At 37.0% G+C, this 20,754-nt stretch carries 13 protein-coding genes; 8 read left to right on the forward strand and 5 right to left on the reverse strand.

What is annotated here, in order from left to right; translation table 11 throughout:
* Positions 1-35 precede the first annotated feature (35 nt).
* Both istA and istB read left to right on the forward strand, forming a co-directional pair.
* Complete coding sequence (gene istA, locus PNIG_RS01965; RefSeq protein ID WP_024600838.1) at positions 36-1,580, forward strand: IS21 family transposase; 1,545 nt, start codon at positions 36-38, stop codon at positions 1,578-1,580.
* Positions 1,581-1,594: 14 nt separating this feature from the next.
* On the forward strand, positions 1,595-2,350 hold the full coding sequence (gene istB / locus PNIG_RS01970) for an IS21-like element helper ATPase IstB (protein ID WP_024603886.1): 756 nt from the start codon (positions 1,595-1,597) through the stop codon (positions 2,348-2,350).
* A 65-nt stretch (positions 2,351-2,415) separates the two neighbouring features.
* Here the strand turns inward: istB and PNIG_RS01975 are convergent, their stop codons facing one another.
* From PNIG_RS01975 to PNIG_RS01995, 5 genes are all read right to left on the reverse strand, one after another.
* Positions 2,416-5,175: an NACHT domain-containing protein gene (locus PNIG_RS01975; protein WP_089367666.1), complete on the reverse strand. Its 2,760-nt coding sequence runs from the start codon at positions 5,173-5,175 to the stop codon at positions 2,416-2,418.
* Between the two features lie 105 nt (positions 5,176-5,280).
* Positions 5,281-5,520 carry an AVAST type 1 anti-phage system protein Avs1c gene (avs1c, locus tag PNIG_RS01980; protein ID WP_089367667.1) on the reverse strand — a complete coding sequence of 80 codons (240 nt, stop codon included), beginning with the start codon at positions 5,518-5,520 and terminating at the stop codon, positions 5,281-5,283.
* A 12-nt stretch (positions 5,521-5,532) separates the two neighbouring features.
* Entirely contained in the window at positions 5,533-11,301 is a 5,769-nt protein-coding gene (avs1b, locus tag PNIG_RS01985) for an AVAST type 1 anti-phage system protease Avs1b (RefSeq protein ID WP_089367668.1), read from the reverse strand.
* Positions 11,295-12,485, reverse strand: coding sequence for an AVAST type 1 anti-phage system MBL fold metallo-hydrolase Avs1a (avs1a, locus tag PNIG_RS01990; RefSeq protein ID WP_089367669.1), 1,191 nt, complete (start codon positions 12,483-12,485; stop codon positions 11,295-11,297). Before avs1a ends, avs1b begins: the two co-directional genes overlap by 7 nt.
* 156 nt (positions 12,486-12,641) lie before the next feature.
* Complete coding sequence (locus PNIG_RS01995; protein ID WP_089367670.1) at positions 12,642-12,950, reverse strand: helix-turn-helix domain-containing protein; 309 nt, start codon at positions 12,948-12,950, stop codon at positions 12,642-12,644.
* 196 nt (positions 12,951-13,146) lie between these two features.
* Here PNIG_RS01995 and PNIG_RS02000 point away from each other — a divergent pair, with 196 nt between their 5' ends.
* The 6 genes from PNIG_RS02000 to cas6f all read left to right on the forward strand — a co-directional run bounded on the left by PNIG_RS02000 (position 13,147) and on the right by cas6f (position 20,236).
* On the forward strand, positions 13,147-13,695 hold the full coding sequence (locus PNIG_RS02000) for a hypothetical protein (RefSeq protein ID WP_089367671.1): 549 nt from the start codon (positions 13,147-13,149) through the stop codon (positions 13,693-13,695).
* Positions 13,689-15,068, forward strand: coding sequence for a DEAD/DEAH box helicase (locus tag PNIG_RS02005; protein ID WP_089367672.1), 1,380 nt, complete (start codon positions 13,689-13,691; stop codon positions 15,066-15,068). The genes PNIG_RS02000 and PNIG_RS02005 overlap by 7 nt, the downstream gene beginning before the upstream one ends.
* 165 nt (positions 15,069-15,233) lie before the next feature.
* A complete protein-coding gene (locus PNIG_RS02010) occupies positions 15,234-16,463 on the forward strand; it encodes a TniQ family protein (protein ID WP_089367673.1) in 1,230 nt (409 codons plus the stop codon).
* Positions 16,464-16,467: 4 nt separating this feature from the next.
* On the forward strand, positions 16,468-18,555 hold the full coding sequence (locus PNIG_RS02015; RefSeq protein WP_089367674.1) for a type I-F CRISPR-associated protein Csy2: 2,088 nt from the start codon (positions 16,468-16,470) through the stop codon (positions 18,553-18,555).
* Between the two features lie 14 nt (positions 18,556-18,569).
* Positions 18,570-19,622, forward strand: coding sequence for a type I-F CRISPR-associated protein Csy3 (csy3, locus tag PNIG_RS02020; RefSeq protein ID WP_089367675.1), 1,053 nt, complete (start codon positions 18,570-18,572; stop codon positions 19,620-19,622).
* A 2-nt stretch (positions 19,623-19,624) separates the two neighbouring features.
* Positions 19,625-20,236 (forward strand): type I-F CRISPR-associated endoribonuclease Cas6/Csy4, encoded by a 612-nt coding sequence (gene cas6f / locus PNIG_RS02025; protein WP_089367676.1) that lies wholly within the window; start codon positions 19,625-19,627, stop codon positions 20,234-20,236.
* Positions 20,237-20,754 lie beyond the last annotated feature (518 nt).

The following is a 20,754-nucleotide window of genomic DNA, read 5'->3' on the forward strand; positions in this document are numbered from 1 at the left end:
AAGCTATTTCCTTTTTGTATTACTGAGGAAGGGATATGGCGACTAAGAGGATCACAATGCGTAAAATTCGAGAAGTGTTGAGGCTACATTTTGCTGCCCAACTCAGTGTCAGAAAAATAAGTGCCAGCACTAAGATCAGTGTCGGTGGTATTCAAAAACTACTCACTAAAGCCAGAGCTTTATCGTTAAGTTGGCCACTGCCCGACGAGCTTGATGATTCTGTGCTTGCTAGTCAGTTCTATCCTCGCGCCGACACTCGGCCATCCCAGCGATTTGAAGTGCCAGATTGGCCAGCCATTCGAAAAGAATTAACGGGCAAAGGCGTCACCAAGAACTTACTCTGGGAAGAATATACTCAGCAATATCCGAATCGTTGTTACAGCTATTCTCAGTTCTGCGATCGCTATATGACCTGGCTTAAAAAGCAAAAACGTTCGATGCGACAAGTGCATAAAGCAGGAGAAAAACTCTTTGTCGATTATGCGGGTCAAACGATGCCCATTGTTTGTAATGCGACGGGTGAAGTGAAGTTCGCCCAGATATTCGTGGCGGTGATGGGCGCATCAAATTATACATTTTGTGAAGCAACCTGGAGCCAAAGTCTACCCGACTGGATCGGCAGTCACGTGCGAGCATTTGAATTTATCGGCGGTATACCTGACATGGTTATCCCCGATAATTTACGCAGTGGTGTCAGTAAAGCGTGTCGCTACGACCCTGATGTTAACCCGAGTTATCAGCAATTGGCCGCGCATTATGGCACCGTGATTGTGCCTGCTCGTCCCAGAAAACCACAAGATAAAGCCAAGGCCGAAGTGGGCGTGCAAATCATTGAACGCTGGATACTCGCCAAGTTACGACACCAAACCTTTTTCTCATTAGCTGAGCTAAACCATTGCATCAAAGCCTTACTGCTTGAGGTCAATAATAAGCCCTTTAAGCAACTGAGTGGGACACGACAATCATGGTTCGAGTCAATCGACAAACCCGCCCTCGCGCCCATGCCCAAACTAGCTTATCAATTCACGGATATTAAACACGTCAAAGTGAATATTGATTATCACGTTCAGTATGATAACCATCTTTACTCGGTACCCCATCACTTGGTGGGTGAAAAGCTTGAACTTCATGCCAAAGACAACTTGATTGAGGCTTATTTCAAGCATAAACGCATCACCAGTCACCCGAGAAAATATCATCCGGGCATGACCACCACATCCGAGCACATGCCTGTAAAGCATGAGAAGCATCATAAATGGTCACCAGGGCGTTTAATGAATTGGGCGAAAGATATTGGAGATGACGTTTTGCTCTGGGTGAAAGCACAATTGGCACAGAAACAACATGAAGAACAAGCGTATCGTGTGTGCTTAGGCTTACTCAACCTATCAAGAAGCTATCCCGCCGATCGGCTCAATAACGCCTGTGCGATAGCCAATCAATACAGTTTATATCGGTTAAAACATATCAAAGACATACTCAGTAGCAACCAAGATAAATTGCCGCGAACGCAAGAAGAGCCGTCGACGTTATTGCCACAATCCCATGAAAATATCCGTGGTCCTAAAAGCTTCCATTAAGGTAAGGAAATTCTATGTTAGAACAAACGATAACTCAGCTTCGTCAACTCAAACTCAGTGGTATGGCCAACGCCTTAGTGAGCCAAATAGAACAACCAAGTACTTATGAAGGGTTGTCCTTCGATGAGCGACTACAACTGCTAGCAGACAGTGAAGCCCAAGACCGAGAGAGCCGAAAACAACAACGCTTACTTAAAGCGGCAAAACTTAAATTAGCCGCTAACGCCAGAGACATAGATTATCATCACCCGCGAGGTCTCAATCAATCGATGATGGCATCGCTACTGCAATGTGATTGGCTGAATAAATCACAAAACTTACTCATCACAGGCCCTTGCGGTAGCGGTAAAACCTATATCACTTGTGCGCTTGCGCATACAGGATGCATGAAAGGCTACAGCGTTAAATATTACCGACTCTCAAGGTTGATGCTTGCGCTGACACAAGCCAAAGCAGATGGCACTTACAGTCGAATGTTACAGTCACTCGCTAAGATCGACTTACTCGTTTTAGATGATTGGGGGCTTGAGCCACTTAAAGCGGCACAACGAAATGACTTAATGGAGATCATGGATGATAGGCACGGCAGTTCATCAACCGCCATCATCAGTCAATTACCCACCGAAGAATGGCATCAATCCATCGGCGATAATACCTTAGCCGATGCCATTTTAGATCGACTAATGCACAATGCTCATCGGATAAAATTAAAGGGGGAGTCTATGAGAAAAATTCAATCTAAAATTGACCATCGTGAACACTTAGGTTAAAAATGTCATGAACCCAATGCGTGGAATTTAAGTGTTCACGATAAAACCGGAATCGGTGTTCACCATCACCGGAATATGCACTTTACGTATACTTCTTGTGAATAAGTAGAAAGTCGTTCAAAGCTTTGATCAATACAACATGATCCAAATGCAGCGCTATAAAGCCGCTCAACAACATAAGGATCATTACAATCATGCATTTTATTTAACAGATAAATAAAGCTGTCTTGATGTGACAAAAATAAGTTAGTTAAGGCTTTGGTAGCCTTATCTCTTAGCGTTATATGAGATGATGTCAACGCCCAAGCTAAAACTAGAGATGCCAATTCAATATGCTGAACAGTATTAGTATCTTTCGACCCAGATAGAGCCCAAGAAACCAATCGGTTAATTTGACTGCCTTCTTCTTTTGATGCCCAATTAATCCAGCGAGTCCAATAACTGTCTCTTTCAGGCATATGATACTGTTTTAACTTTTCATGTAAGGACAAAGCATTAAATGGATGCTCTATCATCAAGGAAACTTCTAGAATAATCTCAAAATATTGTATGTGATTTTCGTTAAGTTGATTTAGCAACTCTTTTGTTGAGTCTGTGAATGCGCCAGAACATCTAGACTTAAAACTTTCTCCAAAACCCTTCTGAAGTAATTGCTCATTGTGCCAATGTTTTTCCCAATTTGGTAACGTATGAGAAAATTCTAAGCTAAGCTGCTCAGGGTATATAGTAGATAGTGAACTAATTAAACCAGCATATTGGTATTTTATACCATCATCTAAATTATTTCCGTGAAATAAAAAATTAAGAGTGCCATTCTTACTAAAGGCTAAGTGTTGATTTTCAACAGTTATTTCTTCAACTAAAGCTTTTGCCATAAGATGATTTTGAAATTTTTGAAATGAAAATCGTATCAATTCTGAGGGGGGGCTAAATGGATCTATGTTTTTTGAAAAAGGAGGTGGGTCTTTACGAAATAAACTTGTATTGATTAGTACTTCTAACCAAGTTTTACCTTCAGGCGGAACCCTACCTATAAAGCTAGTAGCTGCGATATTAGTTGCTTCTTGAAGCTCAACATAATCACAAGCATTTTTTGCCATATGCTTTGAGAAGTCAACAACACACTGCTTTATAGATTTTGAAATATCTTCACTATGCAGTGACTTGTATCCTGTTCTCAAGCTCAGCGCATCTAAATAAAGAGCCATGATACTGGATATACCACTTAAACCACGAGGAAACTCATTTAAACCTTTTGCTTTTAAAGCCTCACTGGTAGTTTTAAGGAATAAAGGGTTATAAAACTCTGGCGATAACCATGGGGTATTTGGTCTGGCAATTCCTTTTTTATCCAAATAATTAATTGCAGCTACTTCTTTTTCTTCAAAGGAACTGAAGCCATTAACAGGTAATTTCGGAAGTTCGACTGTAAGTGAATTGGGTATGGTATATGGTAAATACTCCTCACGACATGAAAAAACTATAGCTAGGAATGGGTATTTTTTAATATGGCTAATAAACTCATTTAAGTGATTTCTCCAGTATGATGAACCTACACCTTCATTAATTGCATCAATTAAGATAAGGCACCTTTCACCAATCCTCTCTCCAGCTGAATTTAATATGCCTAATAGATCATCAGGTGTTCGACCCTCTAGTCCTAAAAGGGAGCCTAGTTGCTCCCAAAAAGGAGAGTTTGAAAAGCTTTGACCTAGAAGTAATACTGTTGGTAAGCCTGCTTGAATTCTCTTATCTGCAACAAGACCTAGTACGTGAGATTTTCCAATCCCAGCAGGCCCATGAATTAATGCGCACTGATGGGTTTCAGCTTTTACTTTAACGTCACAAAGAAGCTTGTTTAATGAGTTAAACGAAGAAGAAAGTTTACTTAGACTATCGAAAGTATTCTTTAATAGTGATCTATCGGTTTTACTATCAAAAGAGTCGAAATGATTTTTAAGAATATAAAAGCATGTATTAAAAGAATCTAAACTTTTTAATATGGCAGGAATATCCCATTTTTGGTTAAAGTCCTTTGTTATTTTTTTCTTACATTTTACAACTTCATTCCATGCTTGAAGTATTTGATCCTGTAATTCAGGCGCGGGGGTTCGTATTGGTAATGAAGGTTCAATAATTGGCAATTTAGACTTTTTAAACTCTCTAAAACCATTAATTAATTCGTCCCTAGCTTTATCAGTGCGAGCTATAAAATCAAAGAGAGTTTCAATTTCAACACTAACGTGTTCTCGAGCGTTAAAGCGATCCTCTAATGCTTTTATTCCATGGTTGACTTGATGAGTAAACCAATAATCATTTAAAACATCTTGCCCGAACCAATACTTAACCAAATTGATATTTTCATCTCTGAGAAGCATTTCTCGTAGATCTGTCTCAGTCCAAAGTTTAAACTCCACCGTGATAGATTTTTCTCTTGCCCAGCTCGTCCATTTAATAACATGGCTATCCCATTTTTCTCTTTGAGATTTCCCTTTTACTCCTCTCTCAGGAGTAAGATCTTTTGATAACCCAAAAATATAAGTTTGTAGCTCAGGATGGACTTTTAAGGCTTGCTTTACTGACTCATCCATTTGCGCCCACTGAGAGGTACCTATTGATAGGAAAAATTTTGCTTGATAACCTATTTTATTTCCATTACTTAAAAGCCAAATAGCCTCAACGCCACCATCACCTCCACTACCGTTGTTAGGCTGGAAATCTACTCCATTTACATGTTTTTCACGGCGAGCTAGCACACAAATTAGATCTTCAAAAGATTCTCTTTGTCCTTTATTAAAAGCATTAATGGTAGAAAAATCGATCAAAACTCTACTTCCTTAGATTCTTGTTGCATTCAGTTTAAAATGAAGCCAATAAATTCAGTCCTATACTTTCTTGAGATTTAACTTAGCTAATTATGAAAAATTATTTTATTCTGGAGGTTTAAAATTACGCATATGAAAAACAGTATTTGCGTGAAGACGGGCACTTTCATTAACACTGAGGAAGTCAATTCGCCCATTTGGTAGTTTTCTTACATTTAAAATGCCCTCAATAGATACATCAGCGCTCACAGAAAACTTTCCTTTTTTCATGGTTGAGTGCAAATAATGAAAACGTAATTCAAACTCTAACCTCGTTCTTGGTGTATCGTATGTTTCAAAATTCATAAATAGTCTTTTTTATCCAAAAGAAATGATGCTAACAGGTTTATGATCTAACTCAAAAATCCAAATTAACTTGAATCCTTGAGGTAATTGAAGTGAGCTAGCTTTAATAGATAAAAAGCATCCTTCATGCGAAGGGGCGCCCTTATAAGTATCTTTTAGCCTTCCTGATCTCCACCAAGCCCGTTTTATACTAGAGCTACTTGAATTTGTATTTCTCATGAAATCCGTAGTCGGGATTGCAGGTGTAAAACTACCGAAATATGCAGGTAAAGGGCTAACATTAGCACAAGTGTCGAGCAAGCTTGTATTATCTAACATCGGCTTATCTACTGATAAAAACCGCCCCGAGGGTAGGGATATTTCATTAGGTTTATCAGAAAGGTATGCTGTAAGTCTAACTAATCGAAGTTTTCCTTGAAAAAAAACTCTTTCGCAATAGTCTAAGAAAATAATGTCTTCTTGCATTGGACTGATCTTTTTAGATTCTAGCCAATGTAAAGCAGGGGATTTAAATTTTTTAACTCTTAAGTTATCTAAACGTGAAGGGTTATATTTTCTAAAAATACTTTCAATTTTTTTGTAATCTGATTCATCTCTAAAATTTTGTAGTGCAACTTGAAGTACGAAACAGACTTTATCTTGCCAGCGAACTGGATTTTTTACATTTCCATAATAACCTTCTGCTAGCAATTGCTCCAACTCTAAGCTTATATTTGCAGAAAATGATGAGCAAATCACTTTTAGTATTGATTCAGCTTCAGTTACTACACCCGTACTTAAAAAGCCTAGCGAGTTTAATTTTTCCCATTTGTCACTTATACATTCCGCCCATGATGGTAGTTCAATATAGTTTTTCTTATCTTTGTCAGCACCCACACAATCAAAACGAGTCATTAATGTGTTTAGAGCTTCTTCAGCTGATTCTAACTCTTTTGATGCTGCATCACGGGCTAGTTTTACTAAAACTGAATACCTTCCTAGATGCTTACAGTTTTTTTCTATGAAGCAAAAATCTAGCTCTTTAGATAAAGTTTCCCAAAGTTTCGGAGATGATGAAGATAATTGTTCAAGAGCCCCACAAATAAGATCAGGATGAGCGCCACTATCCATTGTAAAAGCTTTAGCTCCAAAAAGATGAACAAATTTAGAAAAACTTTGTGATAACCAAATAAGCATATCTGACGCTTTTTCACGACGCTGCCAACTTGGGTGCTCAATTGCATGAAGAAGTAAAGTAACTAAACAATTAGATGATTCTTTCATATTATCATGAGAACTAAAAATAGCAGTTTCTTCGTTAATATTACCAACCATTAGCTTAGTATGTTCACAAGTTACTCGAATAAGCTCTAATTGTTCATTATCTGACGAGTGAGAAGTTAACCATTTTATTAAACAATCAGCAATTCGCCAATTATCAGCATAGCGTTCATTTAGTATTAAAGGAGAATAGAGCTTGATTAAGTTAGTGACTGAGTTTGTAGTTTCTAAAAGTAAAGATTGTGCAACTACACTTTCTGACATTTGCCCAGCCCATATAGGCCACCCAGCAGTTTGAATCGAATTTAGTCCAGATATTATTTCTTTTTGTCCCTCGGAGTAATTTTGACGTCGTAGAAACCTTTCAGCGTTAGAGAAAGCTGTAGCAGCTTCATCTATCGAATCTTTTCGACCAAAAGTTCCAGGCATATAGAGTAAGTCAGAAGTTTCTTCAGCTTGTTGATTACCTATATTATCAACCTTATCTTTCTTTTCTTCAGCCGTTTGAACTTTGAATTTTCCTGTGCTGGATACAGCCAATAATTCACAAAATTTATCTTCAAATATATTTTTGTATTGTTCAGGTATGAATGGAGCAATAGATGCAATAAATTCAGAGCAATTACTTTTATTTGAAAATTCAGATTCACAAATAATCTCCAGTCTATCTATTATCAGAGACATTGATTTATCATCTTCTGATACTTTATCGATCAACAACCCATAAACTTCAGCAAAGCGAGTGATATAACGAGAGTCGCCAAACTGGTAGCTTTCTAATAACGCCCAGCATAATTGCCAGTCTGCATTTGGCGCTAAGGACTCAATTATAACAAGAACTGAATCTTGTTCATCTAGTGCAGTACCTGGAAAGCGAGTCCCTCTCAACTTTGATACTCTATCAATATCATCGTGAGTTACATCCTGATACATTTGGTATATTGTTCCGTAGGTCTGTTTTATAAAGTAGTTCACGGCATTGAGGTAGTCACTGCGTGAACATAAAGCAGATAAAAAGTCGCGTTTAGCATATCTAACATAACGTTGAAACGTCATTTCACCGCCTGCTGCATCTAGCAATCCAGCGATTTGATTTACCGACCCTGATGGTAACGTTAGTTCACTATTCTGCGATTTAAGTGCTGTTATGCTTAATCCTAATTGGTCTTCTTTATACCAATTAGGGCCCATTGAGTATGCTAAGACCAGTCGATAAGTTTCAGCGGCCTTTTCAGTTGCACCTAACTTGGTAAATAATGGTATTATTTTCAATAAGTCAGGAACCAATTCGTGTCTGTTTTTTAGGTTGGGAATTACAAATTTTAGCCAAAGTTCAACCAGGTCAAAAGCTTTGTCTTCAGCTTCTAAATTTAATCCTGATCTAGTAAAAATATCTAAAACCTCACTAAGAATCCTTCTAAACCCTTCAGAGTAAATACCACACTGGTGCTTAAATTGCCCTTCTATAAAGCTCAGAATTTCGTAAGCTTTTTCAGGGAAAATATCACTAACTAACTTGATTATGGACTCGTATATATATGGGAGTATATCTTCTGGTAATCCATAAGAATCTATCCACTCAGCACGCTCTGAAAGGCGAAATTTTAGTTGATTTAAAATATCCACATGTAAAATGTTCCAAACGGATTCTAGGCTGGCTATATTACCAGTACTTTTGAAGCGTCTTGCAGAACCATCACACCATGCTATTAATTGTAGAGTTGATTTAATTCCAACGATCCATGTTTCTGAATGTAATTTAACTAAATTAGGGCGCGGAAAATTTGCCTCAATAAATGCCTTCATTCTCCACTCGCTCATGCCATCATTAAGTGCCTCCTCATCGACAAAAACACTGTCACTTGAAATGAAATTTATAGGTGCAGGTGCACTGCTATTATCTTTAGACAAAGCAATAATAATGTCTCTAGGTGCTCCATTAAGTATGAAGCTATCAACTACATTGGGATGGACTTTCATTTGAGCATTCCAAGCTTCAGATATTAACGTTTTAATATCTGAAAAGGCCTGTTCTAGTAAAAGTATGTTTTGATTTATGCCGTATTTTTCACATAACATTTGGTAATAATACGCTGAAAATACAATTGGTTCAGCTAATTCATTTAATGGTCCAGAGTAAACTTTTTGCAATTCGGAAATAGTTATAAAACGATCAATTAAGCACATTGATGCCGTTTGCATATAAGTAAACATTTCACTGCGAATTAATTTACTTGCTTCTTCATTCTCTGATGTTTTGTCAATTATGTTCATCCAATGGTGCTGAAAGTTAGCAATTGCTAACTTAGAACTATGGTGTCCTGCACGAACTCTTAGAAGGAATTGCTGTATTTGGAGATCATAAATATATAGGAAATTTTTATAGGATAAGCCATTACTTTTAAAGACCGCTTCAAGATTTTCTGTTAAATGACTCTCTACGATATTTAATAACTCTAGAGCTTCTTCATTATTATTTGAATCAATAAGTTTTAAAGCTATAGAGAGCGCTTCATCAAATGAAACAATTAAATGACCATACCGACTTATATGCTTTATAACCTCTTGCTTTTTATCAATTGAAATTAAAGCATTTGCTGTTAAATCAGCAGATTGAGAAAGTAATGTATTATAGCGAAATTGGATTCTTTGAGATAATAAAAGAATACGAACTGTTTCAACCAAATTTCCCTGCTCAGTTGCTACTTTTAAAACACTATGAAGATCATCAATTAGAGTATCTGGTTCTACATCGTTATAAACACAATCATCAACCCAGTTTTGATTACATAGTTCCATTACATGCGTTTTTTCTGCTCCTTTAGCTTTTAGGTTATGATAAATTAAGTTTAGTAAACAATATCTCCTCAGTTTCATTTCTTCGCAATGTTTAGCTAATCGTAATTGAATATCACGCTCTCGTAACTGTGTTTTTTCAATAATGAAATCAGAGAAAGAAGAGTGGTATATTGTCGTCTCACTATTATCTAAAAGTAAGTGTTGCATTCTTCCAAGAGTGCTGATTAGTATTGCTTGCTCGTGTGAATTCAAAATATCAGTGAAGTGGCTGATAGGAATTCCCCAGCGTAAACGCACGGCTATAGCTAATAAATTTACAGCGTCATTATCTTCCCTAAGTTGCATCCAGATGATGTCGTAGTATTTTCTGATACTTCCTTCGATTAAGGGCAAGCTTTTAATTTCATCGGCACTTGTCCCAGAGTTAGCAAGATCGATTAAATAATGCAGATATAATGGGTGACCTTGAGCTCGTTCACAGATTAAGTTTACTGTTTTTGAATTAGAATGCTTTTCTCTAAGAGACTGATAGCAGAAAGCTTGAACAGGCTCATGATTAAGAGGAGGGAGTGATATACATGACTCATTGCTTAGCCGGTTACCTAGACGTGTGGCAAATTGGTCATAATTAGGAGCAGAAAAAACGATAACTAACCCTGGTGGTAACCTTGCAGGCATTAATCCAATCAATTTGTTAAGAGTTTCAGCATCCTGTCTTTCAACTTCATCAAGCCCGTCTATAAATAATATTCCAACTTTGTTCTTAAGTGTATAAAACTCGGCCAACTGTATAAATAGTTCACCTGTTTTATCTATTATTTTTTGATAATCGAGTATTTCTTTTCGCCCAGGGTTACTGGTTATTAACATTGATACTTGTATATTTAACCAATTAAAAAACTCTTGAGGCTGAGCTAGTTGAATAGCATTCTTTGAACTTTTTTTTGTGGTAAAGCTATATGCACCAAATTTTTCTAAGGTTGAATTTGAAGGCGAGTAAGTTTCGCAGAATACTGACTTTCCAAGTCCATGAGCTCCTTTAATAAATATATATTTATTTATTTGTGAACAAACGAAGCTATCGAATTCTTCTATAAATATTTCTCTTGAGATAAGATGAGAGCTCTTCTTATGGGTTTCTTCGGGCTTAATATGGATTCCATATTCATTCAAAAAATCATAAACTGCCGAAATAGAAATAGCGCCCATAGTTTTTTCGATTGAAACTCTAATGACACCGACACATGCTCCCTCACAAATAATTGCCGCGCCAGAAAAGCCTTGATAGTTATCTAAAGATAGTGCTGCATCTATACTGATCTCTATATCAGAACCTAACTTGAAATTATCGAAAACCTGTTCTAGATTGCCTTCTAATCGATGGCCCATCGTTAGTTTATTAGCAGGAAATCCATATGAAAAGAAGCGGCTTCCGCTCACTGGTGATGTGCTACGTAAACTTATCGGCCGTATACCGCAATCTTTATCTAATTCAAGTAATGCAATGTCTAAATCTAAGCTATAAGCAATAACTCGCGCTTCCAACGCTAAAGGCTTATCATTAAAATCAAAGACTACTTCTATTGTGAATTTATTGTCTATTGTACTATTAACGCAATGTGCTGCAGTCATCACGACTTTATTTGTGATGAGTGTGCCGGTTCCTTGCTCTCCTCCACAATTAACCTTACATGTTGCGTACTTAGCTTCAGCATCTAACATGATTTTTCCTTTATAATCTCTATCCAGCCAGTAAAGTTTTCTTCAATAATGAAATTGGAGTATGTCGCTTGGAAATTTCTTATTTCTTTAGAAGCATCAGTAGAGTAATTGAAATATAAAGTTCTCGTAAAATCAGCTGCTCTATTAACAATTGCACGGAGAAGCTCTATATCAGGGTGGTTATGTTTCCCACCCCCATTAGTCGAAATAAAGTATTTAGGAGCGTCTATAATTGAAAGTAAATCAGGGCTCGTATTATAATTACTACCGTGATGCGATATCTTAATGGCATCAAATAGCATTGACTCTCCATCAGCTTGCATTTTAATCAGTTCATTCAAAATATCTTCTGCAAGAGCATCTGCCAACATCAGAATGCGTACACCATCGAGTTTTACGATAGTTGCAATGGAGCTCGCATTTGTAGGTGACCTATCTGGACGGTATACATCCTTAAGTTCATTTTTACAGCCAGCTGCAACTAATGTTTGTCCAGTAATATTAGAATCTTGGTGATGCTCAAAATTGAATTCAAATGCATCATCAATAATTTCATTAGAACCAATATCGTCTAAATGCCCAAACCGCCTTAATTCTTTTTTCCAATATAGTAAAAGTTCTTGTAATTTAGCTCTTGTGGGGTTTATAACTTTTATTGAGTCGTTATAGGTTTCGCTAAATGAAAATTCTTCAACGCATATGCTATCGAATCCATTACTTTCATTCCACCGATACCCACCCTCACGGATTAGAGCTGCGAGTGTACACCCTTGTTTTGCACTGATTTCTTCAATATTGGAAGATTTAAAAATTGATTCTTTGGGATGGCCGCGTTTTATTATAGCTTTAAGAATATCGATGCCCTCAGGCGGTACATCAATCTTTTTAGGTGAACTCAAGCTTCGAAGGCTATTGTGCCAAATTTTATTAATAGGGATAATTTTTTTCAGATTTTGAATACCGTTCAATGTGAGAAAGCGAATTATTCCTCCAATATGATCAGCATCAATGTGGGTTACAATGACTAAATCCAGAACTTTTCCTTTACTTGCTAAATCTTCAAGGTCTGGTTTTATGTATTTATCAAAGGTTTTTGCATAACCACCATCAATTAATATGTTGATATTGGTAGAACAGAGCAAAAACGCATCCCCATTCTCGGCGGGGAACATTTTAACTTTCAAGTTTAATTCCTTTTATAAATTTTATTTTTTTACTGGTAGCAACATACTCACAGATAAATAGTCATGAAAGTCAATATGTTGTAGATGGCTTCTACACTTATAATATAGAGTTTAAAGTATGCATTAGTATTAAGTCGTGTATTCCCTAAATTCTCGTTATTTTGCAGTTGCTTTAAGTTGTTTGATTAGCTCGAACTTCTTCTCTATATCTAATTTTGAGATCTCAATTACAAGCTCTGCTGTTGTATTATCTTCACAGAAAAAATAATTCAATGGAACATTTAGTTCATCAGCAATCTTTTTTAGGGTTGCTAAGTCTGGGATGTGACGGCCTTTCTCATAGTGGTTCATGCGACCACTCGCTGAGTTTTCATCCATACCGATAAGTATCCCCAGCTGCTTTTGAGTAATACCTGACTTAGCGCGGGCCTGTTTGAGTCTAATTGGGATTGGATTTTGGAACACAGAAGTATCATTTTTCAGTCTCTAATGGCTTAGATTGTCTAAGTTTTACAATGGATTGTACACTTAGGAATCCTAAGTGTAATTTGTGGGTATGTTCTTAAAATCACTCTCAAGTATAAAACTTAGTATTTCTAAGTTTTGCATTGTTCTATATACTTAGCAACCCTAAGTTTTCTTAATTGATGTAGTATAAGAAATGCCCCAAGTTATTAAATTAAACCAACACATTTATTCCCTTTTGATCGAAAAAGAGTGCAATGGTTTTACAATTGTCGAGCTCAGAGATGAGTTATTAACCGTAACTGATACATATCAAGATATAGATGAGGCACGTAAATTCATTTATAGGCAAACGACAGCTCTTGAGCGGAAGGAACTCTTAAATTCAAAAGGAAGTGGTCGCCATAAAAAGTATTTTAAAACTGGGCTGTTCAATAACGCCACGTTTGTGGCGAAACAGGCCGTAATTGAGCAAGAGAAACTAAGTACCAGTAATATCGATAATCAAGCATCACCGCTTATTGAGACTTTATTGAATGAAAAGAAACAGTTTGAGGCTGAGCTTGCTATTTTGTTAGGGGAAGTTGATGAGTATAAAGCCCTACAAAAGCGATTCCCTGAGCACCTTAGCTTGTTCTACTCTGCATTAGATGATGCTAAAAATAATTCAGCTAAGTTATTAGGAAAAGTTAACGCTTTAACCACTATATTGGCTTCTTTGAACAATGATGCTCCGCAATGCTGAGAAGTTGGCAAAAAGAATGTGTTGAGTTAGCAGTAAAGAAATATACTGCTAGTGATAAGCACTTTTTATGTCAGGCCACTCCTGGTGCTGGTAAAACAATAATGGCAGCTTTATTGGCCAAAACGTTATTTGATAAGGGAATGATAGACAGAGTGATCTGTTTTTCACCATCGGTTGAAGTGGCTAATAATATCAAAAGAACATTTGGAAAAATAATTGGGTGTTCGTTTGATGGCTCATTTACGGCTGTAGGTGCTTCAATGACTTATCAAAGTTTATGCTCTATTCCTGAAAGTACTTGGGATAGGCTTAGAAAGTATCGTACATTTTTTATTTTTGATGAAATACATCACTGCTCATTCTCGCAAGATAAATCTAAAATCAATACGTGGGGTGAGAGAGTTGTTTTCCATTTACAGGATATTGCAACTTACACGCTTGCGCTGTCGGGCACTCCTTGGCGCTCAGACGCCCTTCCTATTGCTTTAGTGAGCTATTCTAACCCAGAAGGTGAGTTGATATGCGATTATCAATACAGCTTGATTCAGGCTATTAGAGATAACGTGTGTAGAGAGCCAAAAATAGTCTTAGTTGATAGCAATAGTATTTCGGATGGTCACGATACATATGGGTCTATAGCTGAATTTGTTAAACAAGCTCAATCAACGTACCAAGAGGTACTTAATAATGACTCCGCACTTAGATATTTATTGAAGTTAGCAGTATTAAAATTGTCGGAGATAAGAGATTCAAACCCGATTGCTGGCGGTCTAGTTGTCGCGTCTTCAGTTAAGCACGCTGAAATGATAAACAGTCTATTAATTGAAGAATTTAATCAAACGTCAACTATAGTTACTTACTTGCATGATAATTCGACACGGAAGATTAACTCATTTAAGTCATCTACTGAACAGTGGATTGTTAGTGTTGGTATGATCAGTGAAGGAACTGATATACCTAGGCTACAAGTTTGTTGTCATTTAAGTTCTATAAAAACGGAATTGTACTTTAGGCAAGTTCTAGGGCGCATTCTTAGGTCTGGCAAAGGTAAAATTGAATTCGCCTGGTTATTCACATTTGCAGAAACAAGATTAGTTGAGTTTGCTGAGCGCATTAATATTGATATACCAGGTAGTTGCTCTTATGTTGATATGGAATGTGACTCAATTTCAGTGGGAGAAGACATATTTAGACGTTTTAAACCACCGCTAAGAGACACATGTAGTAAGTTAAAAGTGAACATTGATAAACTCATTTTAGGCGATTTATCTTCTGGTCTCAATACAGCTTATGATGAGCGGCTTTTAGGTTGTTCATTGAGTAATATACAAATTAAATCACTTAGAACAAGAGTTATAGAGGCATTCTTGTAGTTCAACATATTGAGCCTCACTCTTATAATATTCAAATATTGTTTTGAATTAGTATCCACTCTCTGAAGTGGGGGGGTTGGTTATGCTTAGTGATGATATCGACTTGTAATTTTTACTAGAAGACTTTACCTTGTAACTTAGGACCTCTAAGTTTTAAGGTGTTGGATGACTTTTCTATTTTCTCCCAAGGCTCGGGCATTTTCTGACGAATCGTTGGAAAGTTACTTATTACGGGTCGTTTCAGAGAATTTTTTCGATTCGTATCAAGAGCTAAGCTTAGCTATTCGCGAAGAGCTACATGAGCTTGATTTTGAGGCGCATGGTGCATTCCCGATAGATTTAAAAAGACTCAACGTATACCACGCCAAGCATAATAGCCACTTTAGGATGCGGGCTTTAGGTTTACTCGAAACATTATTAGATTTACCTCGATACGAGCTACAAAAACTGGCTTTGTTAAAGTCAGATATTAAATTTAACTCCTCAGCTGCCTTATATAAAAATGGCGTAGATATTCCCCAGAAATTTTTTCGTTATCACGCCGAGGCAGCCGTTGATTCGATTCCGGTATGCCCACAATGTCTTGCAGAAGAAGCTTATATAAAACAAAGCTGGCACATAAAGTGGGTAGATGCATGTACTAAACATCAGTGTACTTTGGCTCATAACTGCCCTGAATGCTGCGCTCCAATTAACTACATAGAAAATGAGTCAATCACTCATTGTTCATGCGGTTTTGAGCTAACTTGCGCTAGTACCTCGCCTGTAAATGCATTAAGCATTGAGCATTTAAATAAATTGCTGGATAAAAGTGAGCGCAATGATAGCAACCCGCTATTTAGCAACACTACTCTTACAGAATGCTCTGCTGCGCTTCTTTGGTATCAGGGGCGGTATTCTCAAACAGATAACTTTTGTTTAGATGACGCTGTGGACTATTTTAGTATGTGGCCAGCAGTTTTTTATAAAGAGCTTGATGAACTAAGTAAAAATGCAGAAATGAAGCTAATAGATCTGTTTAATAAAACAGAGTTTAAGTTTATTTTCGGTGATGCTATTTTGGCTTGCCCTAGTACTCAAATGCAGAGAGAACTTCACTTTATTTATAGGGCTCTATTAGATTATTTAGTTACTTTGGTTGAGAGTAATCCTAAAACTAAAAAACCAAACGCAGCCGATTTATTAGTAAGTGTATTGGAGGCTGCAACTTTGTTAGGCACTTCAGTAGAGCAGGTTTATAGATTGTATCAGGATGGTATATTGCAAACGGCATTTCGTCATAAAATGAACCAGCGAATCAACCCTTACAAGGGCGTATTTTTTTTAAGGCAAGTAATAGAGTACAAAACTAGTTTTGGAAATGATAAAGCTAGAATGTATTTGTCGGCATGGTGAGTATATGCATTTAAAAGAACTGTTAGAAATTACAGACATCACTGAGCGAGATAGGTTGTTACGTCGTGCTTTTAGCCCTTATACGGCAATGACTGATATAACAGGCAGCGAAGCCACAGCTCTGATTATTTTGTTAAACCTGACTTACCGAAAAAACCAAGTTGATGACTTGCTGGATAAGCAATTAGCAAAACAGGCTTTAAAAAGTGAAGATCATATTAATAAATGTATTAAGGAAATAGCGTGGTTTCATACTCATAATTTAAAGTACCCTGATATTAGAGTAAGTAAGCAAAATTTAGCTGTTGAGCCCCCACTACTGCACTCTTATGTTTTGAGTAGTGCTAACTACCCTAAAGCCTATGGCTGGTCACATGACTCAGCTAAGGTGAATGTAGCTAAACTATTTATTAGTTACTTTAAATGGCAAAATCAAGTCAGTTGTCTGGCACAAGTATTAGCTACGAACTCGGATAACTGGAAAGCCGCATTTACCTCTCTAGGGTTATCCGTTAAGGCATTTAAAAGCTTATGTGTAACCGTTAAAAAATCATTGCCTGAAGAGGCCATTCCCGACTCTGTTGACCGCTACTCTCGCCAAATTAGAATGCCTTATCATGATGGTTACTTAGCTGTTACGCCTGTAATTAGCCATGTTGTTCAATCAAGAATTCAACAGGCGGCAATTGATAAACGAGCTCGATTTAGCAATGTAGAGTTTACCCGTCCAGCTGCTGTCAGTATGTTAGCTGCTTCCTTAGGTGGTGTTGTTAATGTGCTTAATGACCCTCCTTATATACGAAGTAAATATCATGGTTTAAGTAACTCACGAGCATTTAAATTAAATAATGGGCAAACAGTATTTAATGTTGAGGCACTATTAAAGCCGGAATTAATTAAAGCTTTAGAAGGTATTATATTTAGTAATAATGCGCTGGCTCTTAAACAGCGTAGACAACAAAAAGTAAAAAACATTAAAGAGCTGAGAAACACGCTTTTAGAATGGTTTTCACCTGTATTTGAATGGCGCTTGGACGTTATTGAGAATGGGGATGACTTAGAACAGCTTGAGAGTGCTTCAGACCGACTAGAGTATAAAATACTATCGCTGCCCGACGACGAACTCCCTTCGCTAACGATTCCTTTATTTAGGTTACTAAATGAAATGCTTGGGGGTGTGAGCATGACACAAAGGTATGCGTTTCACCCTAAATTAATGAGCCCTTTGAAAGCAGCTTTACAATGGCTCCTTATCAATCTTACAGATCAAAAAAATGAACCGATTGAAGTAGATGAAGAACATTTTCGTTATTTACATTTAAGCGGTATACGCGTGTTTGATGCACAAGCGTTATCGAACCCTTACTGCTCAGGTGTTCCATCTTTAACTGCTGTTTGGGGCATGCTTCATAGCTACCAAAGAAAGCTTAATGAAGCGCTTGGGATAAAGGTACGGTTCACATCCTTCTCTTGGTTTATTAGGGATTATTCTGCGGTTGCAGGGAAAAAGCTTCCTGAACTCAGCCTGCAAGGCGCTCAGCAAAATAAGCTTAAGCGCCCAGGGATTATTGATGGCAAATATTGTGATTTGGTATTTGATTTAATAGTACATGTTGATGGCTATGATTGTGATTTGCAGGTTATAGATAGTGAGCCCGACATTTTGAAAGCGCATTTTCCATCTAACTTTGCAGGTGGTGTTATGCATCAGCCTGAGCTTACTTCAAACGTAAATTGGTGCTGTTTGTATAGTAATGAAAATCAGCTGTTTGAAAAGCTTAGGCGACTCCCTTTATCAGGTTGTTGGGTAATGCCAACTGACCACAAAATAGAGGATTTAGATGAGCTACTCTTATTATTAAATAATGACTCTAAATTGAGCCCATCTATGATGGGATATTTATTACTCACTGAACCCAAAGCTAGAGTAGGAGCGCTTGAAAAACTACATTGTTATGCTGAACCAGCAATAGGAGTGGTGAAATACGAAACTGCCATTAGCATTAGGTTAAAAGGTATTAGCAATTATTTTAAAACATCTTTTTGGATGCTAGATGCGCGAGAAAAGTTTATGCTAATGAAAAAGGTTTGACCGGAAGGTGCTCAATGGAACTATGTAATATATTAAAATATGATCGCTCGCTTTATCCTGGTAAAGCTGTGTTTTTTTATAAAACGGCTGACTCTAACTTTGTTCCCCTAGAAGCTGATATTAATAAAATTAGAGGCCCTAAATATGGTTTTACTGAAGCATTCACCCCGCAGTTTTTACCAAAAAACATCTCACCTCAGGACTTAACACATAATAATATATTAACTCTAGAAGAGTGTTATGTACCTCCAAATGTGGAACATATATTTTGTCGGTTTTCTTTGAGGGTGCAAGCGAACTCGTTGGCCCCTTCAGGCTGTAGTGATCCAGATGTTTTTTCTTTATTAAAAGAGTTGGCAGAAACATTTAAAGAGTGTGATGGTTATAAAGAGTTAGCCACTCGTTATTGCAGAAATATTTTATTAGGTACATGGCTTTGGCGTAATCAAAACACGGGTAACACTCAAATTGAAATTAAAACTAGTAAAGGAAATAGTTACTTAATCGATAACACTCGTAAGCTGGCTTGGGAAAGTAAATGGACTTCTGATGTTCAAAAAGTATTGGAAGAACTAAGTGATGAAATTGAGTGCGCATTAACTGATCCTAATGTGTTTTGGAGTGCCGATATAACCGCGAAAATAGAAGCCTCATTTTGCCAAGAGATTTACCCAAGCCAAATACTTAACGACAAAGTTAAGCAAGGAGAGGCCTCTAAACAGTTTGTAAAAGCTAAATGTGCAGATGGCCGTTATGCTGTAAGTTTTAATTCTGTAAAAATAGGTGCAGCGCTTCAGTCAATTGATGATTGGTGGGATGAGGATGCAAGTAAAAGGTTACGTGTGCATGAGTTTGGTGCAGATAAAGAAATAGGCATTGCCCGACGTCCTCCCGATTCTGAGCAGAACTTTTATGCTATTTTCAAAAATACTGAATGGTATTTGTCAGCCCTTAAAAATTGCATTACTAATAAAAATGAAAATATAGACCCAGCTATTTATTATTTATTTTCTGTATTGATTAAGGGTGGAATGTTCCAGAAAAAAGCAGAGTCTAAAAAGGCGTAGTTATGCAAAGGTATTACTTCATAGTCCAATTTTTACCAAAACAAGCTAATCTAGCGCTGCTAACTGGCCGTTGTATTTCTATCATGCATGGGTTTATTTTAAAGCATAATATTGAAGGGATGGGAGTTACGTTTCCTGCGTGGTCTGATTCATCAATTGGCAATGTAATTGCTTTTGTTCATAAAGACATGGAGATTTTAAACAGCCTTAAAGAGCAAGCATATTTTGTTGACATGCAAGATTGTGGCTTTTTTAAAATAAGCCAAATTTTAGCCGTTCCTGAGAGCTGCAAAGAGATACGTTTTATACGTAATCAGGCGGTAGCAAAAATTTTTACAGGTGAAAGTAGAAGAAGATTAAAGCGCCTGCAAAAAAGAGCGTTAGCAAGAGGTGAAAATTTTAATCCTAAAAAGATCGAAGCTCCAAGAGAGGTTGATATATTTCATAGGGTAGCTATGACTAGTAAAAGCTCACAAGAGGATTATATTCTGCATATTCAAAAGCAAAATGCCGATAGCCAAGTAGAGCCAGACTTTAGTAATTATGGTTTTGCCTCAAATGAAAAGTTTAAAGGCACGGTTCCTGATTTATCACCTTTAATAGAAAGTAATTAACCTTTATTAATGTCTTCATTATAAGCCGTTAATAACAGAACCCTCTGAGCAAGCATATAAAAATATGGGTAAAATTGAATTTGCTTTTTAATTATATGAATTATATAAATAAGCTTAGCTACTTTTATAGTGACCTGCCGAGTAGGCAGCTGAGAATGCCTTGCTGCGGTGGTGCAGGTGTGTTTTTATGTGACCTGCCGAGTAGGCAGCTGAGAATGATATGCACGGCAATAATACAGCGTTTGCAAAGTGACCTGCCGAGTAGGCAGCTGAGAATGGATTTGGATTACATGCGCCATCGAAATAAAGGTGACCTGCCGTATAGGCAGCTGAAGATAAAAACAATCGATTCGATGTTTAAGTTAATGTAATTCTGCCGAAAAGGCAGTGAGTAAAAGTTTAAAAACCAGCCTTAAGTTAGAAGGCTGGTTTTTGATTTAAGAATTAGAAATATATTTAAGATTACAGACTCTATTTTTAGGGAGTATTAAGTTCCCCAATTAATGATATTGGTGATA

This window comes from Pseudoalteromonas nigrifaciens, from assembly GCF_002221505.1.
GTDB classification, from domain to species: domain Bacteria; phylum Pseudomonadota; class Gammaproteobacteria; order Enterobacterales; family Alteromonadaceae; genus Pseudoalteromonas; species Pseudoalteromonas nigrifaciens.